The organism is Cytobacillus sp. FSL W7-1323, from assembly GCF_038595015.1.
Taxonomy (GTDB): domain Bacteria; phylum Bacillota; class Bacilli; order Bacillales; family Cytobacillaceae; genus Cytobacillus; species Cytobacillus kochii.
Genome location: NZ_CP151998.1, coordinates 3,816,770 through 3,832,881 on the forward strand (window position 1 = coordinate 3,816,770; position 16,112 = coordinate 3,832,881).

The 16,112-nt window shown below is 35.7% G+C and carries 16 protein-coding genes and 1 tRNA gene; 5 read left to right on the plus strand and 12 right to left on the minus strand.

Features of this window, described 5'->3' with window-relative positions:
* Window positions 1-225: 225 nt before the first annotated feature.
* From MKX67_RS19375 to MKX67_RS19405, 7 genes are all read right to left on the minus strand, one after another.
* Complete coding sequence (locus tag MKX67_RS19375) at window positions 226-549, minus strand: thioredoxin family protein (protein ID WP_095371988.1); 324 nt, start codon at window positions 547-549, stop codon at window positions 226-228.
* Window positions 550-553: 4 nt separating this feature from the next.
* A complete protein-coding gene (locus MKX67_RS19380; protein WP_095371987.1) occupies window positions 554-910 on the minus strand; it encodes a toprim domain-containing protein in 357 nt (118 codons plus the stop codon).
* Window positions 911-1,061: 151 nt separating this feature from the next.
* Window positions 1,062-1,445, minus strand: coding sequence for a glycine cleavage system protein GcvH (gene gcvH / locus MKX67_RS19385; protein ID WP_095371986.1), 384 nt, complete (start codon window positions 1,443-1,445; stop codon window positions 1,062-1,064).
* Between the two features lie 86 nt (window positions 1,446-1,531).
* Window positions 1,532-1,888, minus strand: coding sequence for an arsenate reductase family protein (locus MKX67_RS19390; protein ID WP_095371985.1), 357 nt, complete (start codon window positions 1,886-1,888; stop codon window positions 1,532-1,534).
* Between the two features lie 216 nt (window positions 1,889-2,104).
* The gene (locus MKX67_RS19395; RefSeq protein WP_095371984.1) at window positions 2,105-3,889 is read right to left on the minus strand and encodes an acyl-CoA dehydrogenase family protein; all 1,785 of its coding nucleotides are present in this window, start codon (window positions 3,887-3,889) and stop codon (window positions 2,105-2,107) included.
* Between the two features lie 210 nt (window positions 3,890-4,099).
* A complete protein-coding gene (locus MKX67_RS19400) occupies window positions 4,100-5,275 on the minus strand; it encodes an acetyl-CoA C-acetyltransferase (protein ID WP_095371983.1) in 1,176 nt (391 codons plus the stop codon).
* A gap of 57 nt (window positions 5,276-5,332) precedes the next feature.
* Window positions 5,333-7,717 carry a 3-hydroxyacyl-CoA dehydrogenase NAD-binding domain-containing protein gene (locus tag MKX67_RS19405; RefSeq protein ID WP_341052084.1) on the minus strand — a complete coding sequence of 795 codons (2,385 nt, stop codon included), beginning with the start codon at window positions 7,715-7,717 and terminating at the stop codon, window positions 5,333-5,335.
* 221 nt (window positions 7,718-7,938) lie between these two features.
* Here MKX67_RS19405 and MKX67_RS19410 point away from each other — a divergent pair, with 221 nt between their 5' ends.
* Both MKX67_RS19410 and MKX67_RS19415 read left to right on the plus strand, forming a co-directional pair.
* Window positions 7,939-8,205 (plus strand): hypothetical protein, encoded by a 267-nt coding sequence (locus MKX67_RS19410; RefSeq protein ID WP_095371981.1) that lies wholly within the window; start codon window positions 7,939-7,941, stop codon window positions 8,203-8,205.
* 70 nt (window positions 8,206-8,275) lie between these two features.
* Window positions 8,276-8,560, plus strand: a complete 285-nt coding sequence (locus tag MKX67_RS19415; protein ID WP_095373606.1) for a spore coat protein — start codon at window positions 8,276-8,278, stop codon at window positions 8,558-8,560.
* A 64-nt stretch (window positions 8,561-8,624) separates the two neighbouring features.
* Here MKX67_RS19415 and MKX67_RS19420 read toward each other — a convergent pair whose 3' ends face one another.
* On the minus strand, window positions 8,625-8,891 hold the full coding sequence (locus MKX67_RS19420) for a DUF2573 family protein (protein ID WP_095371980.1): 267 nt from the start codon (window positions 8,889-8,891) through the stop codon (window positions 8,625-8,627).
* Window positions 8,892-8,997: 106 nt separating this feature from the next.
* Here MKX67_RS19420 and MKX67_RS19425 point away from each other — a divergent pair, with 106 nt between their 5' ends.
* The 3 genes from MKX67_RS19425 to MKX67_RS19435 are packed head-to-tail and all read left to right on the plus strand — an operon-like array spanning window position 8,998 to window position 12,664.
* Window positions 8,998-10,479, plus strand: a complete 1,482-nt coding sequence (locus MKX67_RS19425) for a spore germination protein (RefSeq protein ID WP_095371979.1) — start codon at window positions 8,998-9,000, stop codon at window positions 10,477-10,479.
* A gap of 26 nt (window positions 10,480-10,505) precedes the next feature.
* Window positions 10,506-11,597: a GerAB/ArcD/ProY family transporter gene (locus MKX67_RS19430; protein WP_322910435.1), complete on the plus strand. Its 1,092-nt coding sequence runs from the start codon at window positions 10,506-10,508 to the stop codon at window positions 11,595-11,597.
* Window positions 11,594-12,664 (plus strand): Ger(x)C family spore germination protein, encoded by a 1,071-nt coding sequence (locus MKX67_RS19435; RefSeq protein WP_342488613.1) that lies wholly within the window; start codon window positions 11,594-11,596, stop codon window positions 12,662-12,664. The genes MKX67_RS19430 and MKX67_RS19435 overlap by 4 nt, the downstream gene beginning before the upstream one ends.
* 42 nt (window positions 12,665-12,706) lie before the next feature.
* Here MKX67_RS19435 and rodA read toward each other — a convergent pair whose 3' ends face one another.
* The 4 genes from rodA to MKX67_RS19455 form a co-directional block, all read right to left on the minus strand.
* Window positions 12,707-13,879, minus strand: coding sequence for a rod shape-determining protein RodA (gene rodA, locus MKX67_RS19440; protein WP_095371977.1), 1,173 nt, complete (start codon window positions 13,877-13,879; stop codon window positions 12,707-12,709).
* 132 nt (window positions 13,880-14,011) lie between these two features.
* Entirely contained in the window at window positions 14,012-14,776 is a 765-nt protein-coding gene (locus MKX67_RS19445; RefSeq protein ID WP_095371976.1) for a DUF4931 domain-containing protein, read from the minus strand.
* Between the two features lie 196 nt (window positions 14,777-14,972).
* Complete coding sequence (locus tag MKX67_RS19450; protein ID WP_180316934.1) at window positions 14,973-15,728, minus strand: FixH family protein; 756 nt, start codon at window positions 15,726-15,728, stop codon at window positions 14,973-14,975.
* A 303-nt stretch (window positions 15,729-16,031) separates the two neighbouring features.
* Window positions 16,032-16,105: transfer RNA gene (locus MKX67_RS19455), tRNA-Arg, on the minus strand.
* Window positions 16,106-16,112: the final 7 nt, after the last annotated feature.

Here is a 16,112-nt window from a genome sequence, read left to right on the forward strand (position 1 = left end):
TTCCTTCTCCTAACTATCGACTTTAACTGACAGAACATTTATTTCCAACAATGTTCACAACCTATTTCCCGAGAAATATGTCAAAAGCTAGACTTATCGACAGAAAAAAGAAATATCCCATCGATTCATCTGCCTAGAATGAGTGAGGGGTGTAATTAAACATTTACGCAACCCCCCTTGATTAAAAGCATAAGAAAACCACTTATTCCTAAACAATAAGTGGTTTTAAAATTGAGACTGTAATTCATATGATTGAATTTGTTCAAGTAAATAAGGTACTGAATGGAAAGCATAAAGCTTATCAACTAACTCTCCTTTTTTAAACACAAGTAAACACGGTACACTTTCAATTTCATACTTTTCTGCCACTGCTGGCAAAAAATTCAGGTCGGCTTTACCTATAGGAAGGTTCTGCAACAGTTGCTCAGTAATTGTTAGCATTTTCCCGGCAACTTGACATGTCCCACACATAGGAGTGAATAAATAAAATAAGCCGGATTGCTTCCTTGCGATCAAATCATTTAAGTCATTGTTTGACCAGTCAATCATGTTATCATCCTTTATCTAAATACTCGGTATATATATCTATATTTGCACTTATTAAGGCTGTAGCTAAATGATGCGCAGGTGCCGCCTCGACTTCACGATACATTTTATCAATATAGATATGCTCTGCCTCTGGTAATTCTCTCTTAAATTGTTTACGAAGTTTTTCTCCTGATGCGTCAGCATCGACTAATATATAGACTTCCTTCCCAATTAAATAATCAATTAATTCATCCAACTTCGAAGTGCCAATCGTTCCATTTGTACATAAGATCTCTACAGGTTCTCTGATTAGTCCTTTCACTTTTCGTTTGTCAGATTTACCTTCAACAATAATCACTTTATTGCCATGTTCTATATGCATGCTCATCACCTAATATATATCATTTATATATTTTATAATAGTAAGCCTTTTTACATTTGAAAACTTTTCAGCACTCATCTGGTATGTCTATATAGAAATTTAGAAAAAGGTCAAACCATTTAATGATTTGACCTTCTTTATTTAACTACAATTAATCTTCTTTTGTCATTTCTTCATATTGTTCAGCTGTCATTAGCTTGTCAATTTCACTTGCATCGGATGGCTCAACAACAATCATCCATGCTTTCTCGTAAGGAGATTCATTCACAAATTCTGGACTATCGCTAAGTTCTTCGTTAATCTCAACGATTTTACCACTAATTGGTGCATATAACTCAGAAACTGTTTTAACAGATTCTACGCTACCAAACGGTTCATCAGCAGTTACTTCATCTCCTACTTCTGGAAGCTCAACAAATACGATATCTCCAAGTTCTGATTGAGCAAAGTATGTAATACCAATACGAACTTTATCTCCTTCTGTTTTTACCCACTCGTGTTCTTCTGAATAACGTAATTCTTTAGGTGTGCTCATGTTTCATACCTCCATTAATTTAGGAAATTGTTTATTTTAATGACCGAATAAACGATCGTTTAAAACGTATAAAGCGCATCCACCATTTACAGCCAATTTTGTTCAAATTCTAGCTCTTTAAATCCGACTGTTACTTTCGTACCATCCGTTGTTAATGGACGTTTAATTAACATTCCATCCGATGCTAATAAATCTAACAGTTCCGACTCTGAGGCCGTTTTCACTCGGTCTTTTAATCCTAACTCACGATACTTTTGACCGCTTGTGTTGAAAAATTTTTTTAGCTCTAACCCACTCTTTTTGTAAAGATCTTCTAATTCCTTGCGGGATGGAGGATTTTCCACTATATGTATTGCATCATAGGCTATTTCATGTTCATCTAGCCATTTTTTCGCTTTTCGGCAAGTACCACATTTAGGATACCAATAGAAAGTAAGTGCCATGTTTTCACCACCTATTTTATCATACCTATATTCATGAATACTATCGTTTCATTAGCATAACATATTTCTTTTTATTTTCATAACGAAGAATTGTAATTATTATCATATTAAAAACAAAACAAAGAGGCCCAAATTTGTTCTTGAGCCTCAAGTCATAAACTTCGCAAATGGAGGAAGTAAATAGGTTACTTTCCTTCACTTTATTCAAGATAAATATTATACTACAAACCTTTCAGCTTCAATAATTTTCTCAGCCGCTTGACGTTTTTTCGCAATTACATTTGTTGGAGTATGTCTCGTAAACTTCTTAAGCGCTGAAAGCATCATTCGTAATGTATCGCCTTCTTCCACACCTACTAAAGTTTCTTTCGCAATCAACTCAATTTGATTAAATGCTTCTTGGCAGAAAATTTGTGTGTATAATAGCTTTTGCTCAGCTTTTGCTACTCCGTCTTTTACAATGGCTTTTTCAGTACGAAGAACAGTAGATTCCATAGAATAGGCGTAAGAAACCAGATCAGCAATATTCACAAGAACTTCTTGCTCTTTATCCAAAGCTTTTCCATATTTTTGTGCACATAAACCTGCTGCAAGTAATGCGATTTTCTTAGCGTTCTTTACAAGATATTTCTCTTGCTCTAATGCTTCAGAACCTGGCTCTTCTGGCATCATCATCATCAATTCCTCTTGAAGTGCCATTGCTTTTTCGAATAAAGGCAGTTCACCTTTCATTGCTTTTCTAACATACGTTCCTGGTACTAAAAGACGGTTGATTTCGTTTGTTCCTTCAAAGATTCGATTGATTCTAGAATCACGGTAAGCTCTTTCTACTTCATATTCTGCCATAAAGCCATAACCACCATGTAATTGAACTGCCTCATCAACTACATAATCTAGAACTTCGGTAGAGAAGAACTTATTAAGTGAGCATTCTATTGCATATTCAGCAATAGACTTCGCTACTTCTTTACCGTCTTTGACTTCTTCATCACTCAATTGACTCATTCTGTCATCAAATAGACCCACTGTACGGTAAACGGAGCTTTCAGCTGCATAAATTTTACTTGCCATTGTTCCGAATTTTTCCTTCGTTAAATTAAAAGAAGAAATAGGCGTACTGAATTGTTGACGTTGGTTAGCGTAAGTTACCCCTAATTTAAAGGCATGCTTAGAACCACCTACTGCACCTACACCAAGTTTGTAACGACCAATATTCAAAATGTTAAAGGCAATGACATGACCACGACCAATTTCACCTAGTACATTTTCAACTGGTACTTGTGCATCTTCTAAAATAAGTGTTCTTGTAGACGAGCTCTTAATACCCATTTTCTTTTCTTCAGCACCTGTTGATACACCCGGATATTCTCTTTCAACAATAAAAGCTGTGAATTGGTCACCGTTTATTTTGGCATAAACAACGAACACATCGGCAAACCCAGCATTCGTAATCCATTGTTTTTCCCCATTTAATAAATAATGTGTGCCTTCTGCGTTTAATTTAGCAGTTGTTTTTGCTCCTAATGCATCAGATCCTGAACTTGGTTCTGTTAGTGCATAGGCAGCTAATTTTTCGCCTGTCGCAAGCACCGGTAAGTATTTTTGCTTTTGCTCTTCATTCCCGAACAATACAATTGGAAGAGAACCAATACCTACATGGGCACCGTGTGAGATAGAGAAACCACCGACACGTGACATTTTTTCAGCGATAAGTGCTGAACTTACCTTATCTAAACCGAGTCCACCGTATTCCTCTGGCACATCTGTACCAAGTAAGCCCAAGTCACCAGCTTTTTTCAATAGTTTTACAGAGCGATCGAATTCATGCTGTTCTAAATAATCCACTTGAGGGACCACTTCATTTGTCACATAATCTTCTGTTGTTTTCGCAATCATGATTTGTTCTTCGCTAAAATCCTCTGGTGTGTACATATTTTCATAAGAAATATCTTCAATTAAAAAGCTTCCACCTTTAATAAATTTTTCAGTTTGATTTGACACGTTCATCATCCTCCATCTTCATTCTTTATGCTTTTTGCAGTTTTTGTTAACATTGTTTTTTCAAAGGTAGTTAAATAGAACTTTCACTTCGGTTCATTGCGGCACACACTCACTTTTTGCGGGGCTCAAATTTCTTTGATCTTTAACCGCAGGAGTCGAGTGTCTTCCGCTCTATAACACTATTGGTTTTAAAAACAAATATAGTCGTTTTTAAAGAAGTTCAAACACACCTGCGGCACCCATTCCGCCACCAATGCACATCGTTACAACACCAAATTGCTCATTTCTACGCTTCATTTCATGAATTAATGATAGAGTTAGCTTAGCCCCGGTACACCCAAGTGGATGCCCTAAAGCAATAGCTCCACCGTTAACATTCACTTTCTCTTCATCCAACCCTAATTCTCTAATAACTTGAATGGATTGAGAAGCAAAAGCTTCATTTAGTTCGAATAATCCGACATCTGATAGCTCTAACCCCGCTAGTTTTAAAGCTTTAGGAATTGCTACAATTGGCCCAATCCCCATAACCTCTGGCGGCACGCCTCCGACAGCAAAAGAACGAAACTTCACTAAAGGCTGCAGTCCTTGTGCATCTGCTTTCTCTCTGTCCATAATCATTACAGCTGCTGCACCATCACTTGTTTGTGATGAATTCCCCGCTGTGACTGAGCCTTTCACATTAAAAGCTGGTCTCAGTTTCCCTAAAGTTGCAACTGTTGAATCGCTCCGTACACCTTCATCTTGTAAAAACTGGAAGGTGCGTTCTTTCACTTTATTATCCGATCCAATTTGACGGAGTGTTACATCAACCGGAGTAATTTCATCAGCAAATTTACCTTCACTTATTGCTTTCGCTGCTTTTTGATGACTACGCACAGCGAATGCATCTTGTTCTTCTCTTGAAATGCCGTATTTCCCAGCAACTTGCTCTGCTGTATGCCCCATACTCATATAATATTCAGGAGCTGTCTCGGCTAAAGTTAAATTAGGACGGACAACATGACCCATCATAGGTACAAGACTCATGGATTCAGCTCCACCGGCGATCACTGTATCTGCGTGACCAAGCATGATTTTTTCGGCACCATAAGCGATTGATTGCAACCCTGATGAGCAATAGCGATTGACTGTGATTGCTGGTACCGAGTCTGGAAGCCCAGCTAATGCACCGATATTTCTGGCCATATTCAAACCTTGCTCTGCTTCTGGCATGGCACAACCAATAATTAAATCATCTATACTACCTTCATAATTTCCAGCTCGTTTCAACGTTTCTTTTACAACAAGTGCACCTAAATCATCTGGCCGTACAGTGGCAAGTGAGCCTTTTTTTGCTTTACCGACAGGTGTTCTAGCACCTGCAACAATTACAGCTTCTTTCATTGCTTTTTCCCTCTCCTTCTACTCTCGGTATCTTTTATTCTCTCTAGCAATCTATAATTAGTTACGGAGTGGTTTACCCTTTAAGAGCATGTGTTGCATTCGTTGTTGAGATTTTGGCTCTGCAATAAGTTTTAAAAATGCTTCTCTTTCAAGGTCTAACATATATTGCTCATCCACTTCTGTACCAAAAGGCACTTTGCCCCCAGCAATGACATATGCCAGTGCTTTGGCGATTTTCAAATCATGTTCTGAAATATAACCAGATAAATGCATAGAATTAGCACCTAAAAGTAATGCGGCATACCCTGTTTCACCAACTACTGGGAATTTCACTTTTGCTGGTGGAAGGTAACCTGCATTTGCCAATGCTAATACCGCTTGTTTAGCATCATAAATGAGGTGATCTCCATTCACACTAATTGCATCCGAAGCATTCAAAAAGTTATTTTCTCTCGCCTCTTCTCCTGATGTAGATACCTTTGCCATCGCAATTGTTTCAAAGACTTTATTGGCCACGTTCTGTAGATCAAACTGAACTCCTTTAGGCATGCTTGCTAAATGTTTCAAATATAGTGACTTGTTCCCTGCACCACCTGGAATTAATCCAACTCCTGCTTCCACCAAGCCCATATAAGTTTCACTTGATGCTTGAACATGTGCCGCACTTAAAGCTACTTCCGCTCCTCCGCCAAGTGTCATACCGAATGGGGCCACTACGACTGGTTTTGCACTATACTTGATTTTCGTCATCGCATTTTGGAATTGTTTGATAACCATATCTAATTCGAAGTAATTATCATCTTGAGCTTCCATTAACATCATTCCGATATTTGCACCGACACAGAAGTTCTTTCCTTGATTGGAGATAACAAGACCTTTATAATTTTTCTCTACTTCATCAATAGCGAAATTAATCATTTGAATAATGTCTAAACCAATCGCATTACTCTTTGAATGGAACTCTAAGATAGCGACGCCATCGCCTAAGTCGATTAAGCTTGCTCCAGTATTTTTCTTAATCACACCTTGTTTTTGTTTTAATTGCTTTAAGTTTATTACTTTTGCATTTAACTTAATCGGCTGATACTCACCATTTTCATACACATAAGTTGTCGCGTTCTCTTCCTTATAGAACTGTGTATGCCCATCAGCGATCATTTTCTCAACCCATTCTGGAATGTCTAATCCTTCCGCTTTCATTTTGTTAACTGATTGTTCCAAACCAATGGCATCCCATGTTTCAAATGGGCCCATATTCCAACCAAATCCCCATTTCATTGCATCATCAATGGATTGAATATCATCGGCAATTTCCCCTAGGAGTTGCGCAGAATAAACTAATGCTGGTGATAACACCTTCCATAATAATTCTCCAGCGCGATCATCTGCGTATACAAGCGCTTTCATTTTGTTTGCTGTCCCTTTTTGTTGTTTAGCTATTTCTACCGCTGCCGTTTTCAACTTTTTACGAGGACCGTATTCCAAGGTTTTAGGATTTAACTCTAAAATTTCTTTCCCCTGTTTTAAGAAAAAACCTTGTCCTGTCTTACTGCCTAACCAGCCTTTGTCTAACATCTTATTAATAAAATCTGGTACATCGAATACTTGTTTTTCTTCACCTTCTACTTGGTCATAAACATTTTTAGCTACATGGGCAAACGTATCTAAACCGACAACGTCCAATGTACGGAAAGTCGCACTTTTCGGTCTACCAATAAGTGGTCCCGTAATTGAATCTACTTCACCAACAGTAAATCCACCCTTTAACATTTCTTGTACTGTTACAAGGAGACCATATGTGCCGATTCTATTGGCAATAAAATTCGGCGTATCTTTTGCGATAACAACACCTTTTCCTAAAACATCCTCACCAAAAGTTTGCATAAAAGAAAGTACTTCAGGAGATGTTTCCTTAGTTGGAATCACTTCCAATAGTTTTAAGTAACGTGGTGGATTGAAGAAATGAGTGCCTAGGAAATGCTTCTTAAAGTCTTCAGAACGTCCTTCAGCCATTGCTTCGATGGAAATACCAGATGTATTAGAACTGACAATTGTTCCAGGACGACGATATTTGTCTACTTGGGCAAACACGTCTTTTTTCACACTGAGATTTTCTACCACCACCTCAATAATCCAATCCACTTCTTTCAAGCGCTCCATATCATCATCGAAGTTACCGGCCTCAATAAGATGAATATTTTTCTTCGCTGTTAACGGTGCAGGTTTTTGCTTTAATAGTTTTTGCTTACCACTTTCGGCAATTTTATTTTTGAACTGTTTATCCTTAAGGGTAATCCCCTTTACCTCTTCTTCTTTACTTAATTCGCGAGGAACAATATCTAATAAAAGTGTTGGTATACCAATATTCGCTAAATGTGCGGCTATTCCAGAGCCCATAACACCTGAGCCTAAAACAGCAGCCTTTCTAATCTGTTTGGTCAACTGTTCTTCCTCCTTCGATTTTGAATGAATGCTCATTCATTTTTTCTGTAAAAAATTTTGGAAATTCCTTTGATACTTATAATAATAAAATATTTGCAAAATTTAATCAATCATTTTCCTTATAGATTTTTTATTTCTTTTTCACTTTTTTCTTTCTGCATAAATTTTTCAGCAATTGACAAACTATTTTAGAAGAAAATCATCAAAATGGAGGTATTGGGATGCAACAACAAAATACAAACTTCTCGAATCAACAAGGAATTATGCAACAACCCCCAGTTATGGTATCAACAAAAGATGCACTTTACTTTAATGACATTCTTTCTTGGAATTTATTAGCAATGAAAAAAGCTCATTTCTATGCGGAACATTGTCAAGACCCTGCTTTAAAAACTGTTTTTGAACAATGTGGACAAATGCATCAACGCCATTATGAGCAGGTTTTGAAACATCTTAATACGACACAACCGTTTAATAATATGCAATAAGGAGGAAACTCAGTTGACTAATTCAAAAAAAGTACAAAATCCTGAAAAACAGATAGCCAAAACACCACAAATGAATGATCGTGATTTTACAAACGACCTACTCGCAATGGAAAAGTACATGAGTGATTCTTATAGCATTTATTTAAATGAAGTTAGTAATCAAACACTTTATGAAGATTTTATGCGTATTTTTACTGAAACAAAGAATGAACAACGTCATCTTTATAACCTCATGTTTGAAAGAGGTTGGTACAGTCTTGATGCAGCAGATCAACAAAATCTGCAACAATCTTACCAACAATTCCAAGGTTACTCTACACAATTTCCCTATGGAACAAACGGTAACATCCAATAGCTAAGTTAAAAGGAATAAAACAGGAACAGATGTTGACCAACAATCATCATCTGTTCTTATTTTTTTATTTTTTTTTATTATCATCAGGCTTTTGTTGCCGCTGTTTTTCATTTAAATCTTTAATCTTTGTAATTAGCTCCATCATTTCTTGCTTCCCTTCAGGGTACAATTGATTCCAATGTTTTACTAAAGGTGGCATCTGTTTAGCAATGAATGAATAGATAATCCATGATTTTACTTCTCCTTTTAATGTTTCGTCACTTTCTCCTAATAACAATTCCGTGTATTTTTCTACCATTGCTTCTATCTTCTGATCCAAATCATGAGCCAACTTTTATCGCTCCTTTACCATTTTTTAATCCTCATTCATAACACAACCAAATTTGGTAACAATATTAATTAGATGCATTTAATACTTCTGATTGACGGTGATACCTTTGAGCATATGGGATAAGTTTAAAAAAATCAAAGATGATGGTTGGAAATCTTTATTAAAGCAGTCAACTGATTTTCAGTCTACCTATTATTTTAATGAAAAAACGAATGAACGGTTTGGTTTTCATTTTTATGCGACTTTAGTAGATGAACAAATTATTCAGGAAAGTGCTTTACCAGCGCTTTTAACAAAAAAATTTGAATCACTGGAAGATTTGCATAGAATAGTTCCCATAGCAGATATTCATATTTTAAAAAATCCAAGCGATATAGAACAAAAGTTATTAAATGGATATGTACTTGTCACACTAGATTCTGATAAAAATCGTTTTGGATTTATTGCCGCTCAGAAAGAAATTGTCCGTTCTCTCACTCAACCTGAAATTGAGTTTTCTGTAATTGGACCTAAGGAAGCGTTTGTTGAGGCTATTGGTCAAAACTTAAACTTGATTAGAAAAAGATTACCTATTAAAGAATTAATTTCACAAGAATATACTGTTGGAAAACTTTCGAAAACAAAAGTAGCTGTCTTACATATAGAAGGAATTACTAATAAAGACAATGTTGATACTGTGAAACAACGTATAAAAAATATTGAGATTGACACGATTTCTGATAGTTCAAATATTGTTGAATTATTAAGTGATAATTCCAATTCCCTATTTCCACAATTGCTGGACACTGAGAGGCCTGATCGAGTAGCAGCTATTCTTGCTGAAGGAAAAATCGCCATAATCGTTGATGGTTCACCACATGTGTTAATAGCGCCCACGACGTTAATTGAATTTTTTAGCGCTTTCGAAGACTATTTTCTCAATTGGATTGTCGCTACATTTTTTCGCTTAGTGCGATTTTTTGCTGTTGTCTTTTCAGTATTGGTTACACCGATTTACGTTGCAGCTATGACATATCAATACGAGCTCATACCACCAGACTTATTAGGGTTATTAGTAACATCAAGAAGAACCATTCCGCTCCCCCCGATTCTCGAAGCATTATTCCTTGAGCTAACGATTGAATTATTGCGTGAGGCGGGGGCACGGCTCCCTACTAAAGTCGGTCAAACTATTGGTATCGTAGGGGGTATTGTTATTGGTACAGCATCAGTTGAAGCCGGTCTTACTAGTAACGTACTGTTAATCTTTGTCGCATTAGGTGCATTAGGTTCCTTTACAACACCTGTTTATAAAATGGGTAATACCATTAGGGTTTTACGATTTCCCTTTCTTCTGTTTGCACAATTTTGGGGTGTATTAGGAATTCTTTTTTGTTTCTGTATTCTCATTGCCCACTTATTACGCCTGACCTCACTAGGAAGACCTTTTTTGGCGCCAATATACCCGCTTAGATTAGCAGATATGAAGGATACACTTATTCGCGCACCATTACAAAAAATGTACAGGCGTCCACATGTTTTAAGAACGCAAAAACCAAAACGATTCAATAAGAAGAAAGCTGAAAACCCAAAAGACATTGATGAATAACCCTAGCCTTAATAGAGGTGATGAATATGCAAAGCCAAACGATTCCCAATAACTTAAAAATATCTCCCTATCTCGTTTTTTATGTGATGATCGCTATGCAAATTGGCATTGGCATTCTAGGATATCAAAGAATTATTGCCGACTATGCTGGATATGATGCATGGATTTCCATTCTCATTTTAGGTGTTTATATTCATATTGTATTATGGATGATGTACAAATTATGTGAAATGGTTAATGGAGATATTATTACCGTTCATGAATTTCTTTTTGGGCGATTCATTAGTAAAGTGGCAAGCTTCGCCTTTGTTTTATTTTATATCACTTACCTTCTTTCCTTTATATTGAATTTTATCGAAGTTATTCAAATATGGATGTTTCCAGATATAAATAATTTTGCGTTTTCGGTATTGTTCTTACTTCTATCAATATATATTGTATACGGTGGACTTAGGACAGTTGTGGGTGTTTGTTTTTTTGGAACCATTTTACCAGCCTATTTAGTATTCACATTCACCTTTACGCTAAAGTACGCTGACTTCACCCACTTATTACCGATTTGGCAACATAAAATCACCGAATTATTACAAGCTTCCTATCATATGTCACTAACTTCTGTTGGATTTGAAGCAATTTTATTTATCTATCCTTTTATTAACCAACCGCAGAAATCGAAAAAATGGGCACATATCGGAGTAGCCACCACGACAATTTTTTATACGATATTAGCGATAATTGCTTTTGCTTATTTCTCAAAAAAGCAATTAGAAAATACGATTTGGGCTACACTTTCTATGTGGCAAATGGTGCAATTTCCATTTGTTGAACGCTTTGAGTATATTGGGGTTGCCAATTGGTGTTTAATACTACTACCGAATATATGTCTCTCCCTTTGGATTGCTTCAAGGTTACTTAAAAGAGCCACTAAATTAAAGCAAAGAAAAGGTTCCATACTGATTTCAGTCATCTCTGTTATTATCGTTACTTTTTTTGAGAAGGGCTTAGATATTGAAAGGTTTAATCAAGTGGTTGAACTGGTGTCTGTTGCTTTTGTATTTGTTTATATTCCCTTTTTGTACTGTTTATCCCTCATTATAAAGAAGGTGAAGAAAACATGAAAAAATGGATATGTATCATTTGCTCCCTGTTTATACTTACTGGATGTGTACAAAAAAGAATAATAGATGAACTCAATATCGCAGTCGCAACTGGCTTTGACCCTGATACGAAAGATGAGCATTTGTTAAAGACAACCTTTCTTATGGAAGTATTCAACAAAGAAATGAGTGTAGAGAACAAAACTGTTACAACAACCGGTGATCTCAGGAGAGAGACACTGTATAAAGCAAACCGGCAATCACCCAATCCAATTGTAGTCGGTGGTTTAAGGCTTACATTATATAATATTGCCATTGCCGAACGTGGATTAACTGTTTATGTGGACGCCTATCAACGAGATGCTTCAATTGGAAAACGAATCTACTTTGCAACCACTGATAGTAGTACGGAGGAAATTTTAACAGGTGAATATGGCCCTCAAGGGAATGGAACTTTTATTTCTGACTTAATTGAACACAATGTTGACTATGGAGATTTACCTAAAACGAACTTAACCTTATTTATGAGAGATTTTTATCAAGAAGGGAAGGATATCTTCTTACCACATATCAAAAAAATCAATGAGCAAGAAATAGAACTAGCCGGCATATCATTATTCAAAGATGATGCTGCATATAAAATTCTTCCTAGTGATAAATTATTTTATTTTAAATTACTCGTTGATCGTTATAGTAGAGGTGATTTCTCTATCGACTTGCCGGATGGTCAAAAAGTGGCTATTAAAAGTATACATTCCAACCATAAATATAAATTAGATAAAAAGGATCCAACAAACATCACCATTAAAATTAAGGTCCAAGGTAATATAAAAGAATATTCAGGAAATAATTTGGATGATAAAAAAATAAAAGAGATAACGAATTTTATCAATAAGAAAATAAAAAATGAATGTTCAGCGCTTATTCAGTCATTTCAAGAAGATAATGCCGATCCAATCGGAATAGGTAAGGTTTATAGCACAAAAATACGCAATTTTGATTATAAAGAATGGAAAAAGGGATATCCTGACTTAAACATTAAAGTTGATGCGAAGGTAATTATACTGGATACTGGTGCATCTATCTAACAGCATTAACCCGAGAATTTAAAATTCTCGGGTTTCTTTTTCCTACGAAGATCTGGAAAACATGTACCGTTTACTATGAAATCCAATTGAAAAAATTAGCCCCATAGCGAGCATATTGCCCATTAGTGAGCTTCCTCCATAACTAATGAACGGTAGTGGGATTCCTGTAATCGGTAAAACACCAATTGTCATTCCGATATTTTGAAAGACATGGAAAGTTATTAAACTAATTACCCCTACACAAACATATGTATAGAATGGCGTTCTCGTACTAATACCTATTTTAGTCAAATGATAAATCAATAAGAAAAATAAACTAACAACCACACTTGCCCCAATAAAACCGAACTCTTCTCCTATGATACTAAAAATAAAATCTGTGTGACTTTCTGGTAAGTAAACTTCTCTTGTGCCGTAGCCCTTTCCTGTTGTCTCACCAGAACCGATTGCAAGTAAGGAGCGCGTTAGTTGAAAACCTGTAGAACTTTGATAATTATAAGGATCGATCCAAGAATAAATTCGCCCCAATTGGTATTCCTTTACTCCCAAATATTTCTCCAACAACTCTGGATGCCACAATACAAAATAAAAAATACCAACAACTAAAGTTACACCTACACTTACAATAGGCGCAAGTATTTTCCAAGTGATACCTGAGATAAAAACCATTCCGAGCAAAATCGCTAAAATTACCAAGGAAGTCCCCAAATCTGGTTGTTGCATGATGAGTAACAAAGGGAACCCAGTAACAATTAGCATTTTAAATAATAGGAAAAAATCTGTTTTCACAGTTTTTAATTGTGTCTTTTGATGATGGTCATCGATGACCCTGGCTAAAGCTAATATGAGAAAAACCTTTACTAACTCAGCAGGCTGTATTTGTCCAAGACCAGGCAGCCGTATCCATGATTTCGCTCCATTAATTACAGGAGCAATACTTTCAGGTGCGACAACAAGAAACCCAAGTAGCAATAGTCCAAAACCGTAAGCATACCAAGAAATTTTCTTTAATTGTTCAGCATCTAATGTAATGACTGCTAGTATAATCCCTATTCCCACTACATACCATACAATTTGTTTTAGTAAAAAATTCTCACCGTATTGTTCAGTCGTTTGTGCACTATATATAGAAATACAGCTCACTAAAAACAATAAAAATAAAATAAGAACTAAAGTATAATCAATTCTCGATGTTGTCGTTCGTTTAGAAGTCATTAATCAATCTCCTTATGAAACAAAGGCTCTTCATTAAAAATAATCTGTGTACAATACTTCATTATATTTTTTTTAGATGAAAATCACAACAGCTACGTATATTTCTTTTTTGTAACAAAGAAAAAATGCATATTATAATTGTACATATTTACTTTGAATATCCTTCACCATCCACATGATGTTATTAGGTACTTGTGGCAAGAAATATCCGATAAAAAGAGGGCTTGTTACATATCGAGGGACAATTTTTGCAAATATTTCATTCTCGAAATGGTAAAAGAATAGATTATAGCTGTTACATGTAAAAGGAAAATCCCTCAAAATATATTTGGTTGCCATTTGAATATATTTAGCAAACGCTGCGATATCCTTTTTCTGTCCTAATTTAACATTAAATTCATAAAAACCAATACGTGGTTTATTAGATAAAGAAAATTCAGTATCACCATGTTGATCAATTAACTCTCCTACAAAATCGTCAGCCTGCACCTTATTTTGATATACGACATCATATAAACCTACAATTTGCATATGAGGATGAGCAATGCTTCCACCTGAATGAGGACCATGATTCTTGAAAAAAATCACAGATTTATATTTATCACTTTTCTCCATACTTAACCAATTGTCTAAACCAAATGTAATCAATCTGACTAAATGGTTGTCATCATACTGTGAAAGTTCCGTGTCACACTGATCTGTCTCGATTAAGACCGTTTGATGAGCATTTTCTAATACGGGATATTTATTCTCCAACCAAATGATTGGACCATCCTCCGCAATAATCTTCGTCAATTGTTCTCTCTGACAGAACGGACACACTTGTTCTTTATTCCTTATACTATTAGGTTTCTGTTTACCAATGCTTGTATTAAAAAATAAATGAGTATTTGTCATTTGTTATTCTCTCCTGATTTCAATTACTTACTTCTATTATAAAGGGCTTCTTCTTTATAGTGTGAAAGTTTGATTATGATTAGTATAAAATTCATCAATATTAAAGGCAACTTCACTTGCGTAACATGAAAACAAAAGTACATTATTAAATAAGATAAAAAAGATATTTGCATATGCAAATATCTTTCTTCTACTGTTAATTTACTATGACCTCAAATTCACTATGTTCATGTAATCCTTCATCATTTTCTACATGAACGACAATCTTGTATGTTCCATTATCAGTAAATGCATGTGCTGCTGTATACATCCCACTAGTTTCCTCTACTGCATCTACCCATGCCACCTGATGATCATCAATTGACTGAACGATTTCTAACCTCACATTTGCCTCTTCAAGTCCTTGTTCTTCTTTAGTAATATGAATATCAAATGGAGTTTCCTCATTCGTCTTAATATCAGCAGTAGGACTTATATGTATCGCTACATTTCCATCATGCTCATGTGCGCTGTGGCCTTGATTTTCTTCTTCGTTATCTATTTCAGCACTGCCTACCGCCACTTTAACTTTAGGCATAGTGTGCATACTTCTTGCGGTGACATGTGACTGAATATGATAGATAGCATCTTTTTCAAATGTATAGGATGCAACGTACTTGCCATCATTCTCGTGTTCTGCTTCTATTAATTCACCATTATCCTTTTTCCCATCTTCCCACAATTCAAATTTTACTTCATCTGCATCTTCCACAGACTCGTCTCCCTGAGTAACAGTAACTTCCAAGCGTACTTCTTCGTTCCTTTTAATCTGACTTGGTATCGAGATACTGGCATCGATTGCAGCAGGAACTGATCCTTCCCCACCACTAGAGTTTGCATCATTCTCTGCATTTCCACAAGCAGCAAGAAAAATAATCATAATTACAGAAAAGGTTGATATCCACTTCTTCATAAAAAGCCCCTCTTTCTTAAACATCTAATCTTTCTCATCTATATTACTAATAATATGTGTTAGAAAAGTGAAATAATTTGTTAATGAGAGAAATATGTAAAATAAAGAAAATATAGGTATAAAAAAAGATTTATTTGGAGAAACTTCTATTACAAGTGTAAATCCCCCTTTTTAGCTTCCATTCATGGAAGCTTTTTTTTTGTACTTATCTACAAAGCTTTCAACTAGATGCCTAGAAGCTTAATTTAAAATTAATCATACAAAAAAAGCTCATAAACCTTATAGAAGATTTAAGAGCTTTGACGCGCCTTAGAGGATTCGAACCTCTGACCCACAGCTTAGAAGGCTGTTGCTCTATCCAGCTGAGCTAAAGGCGCAAACTAA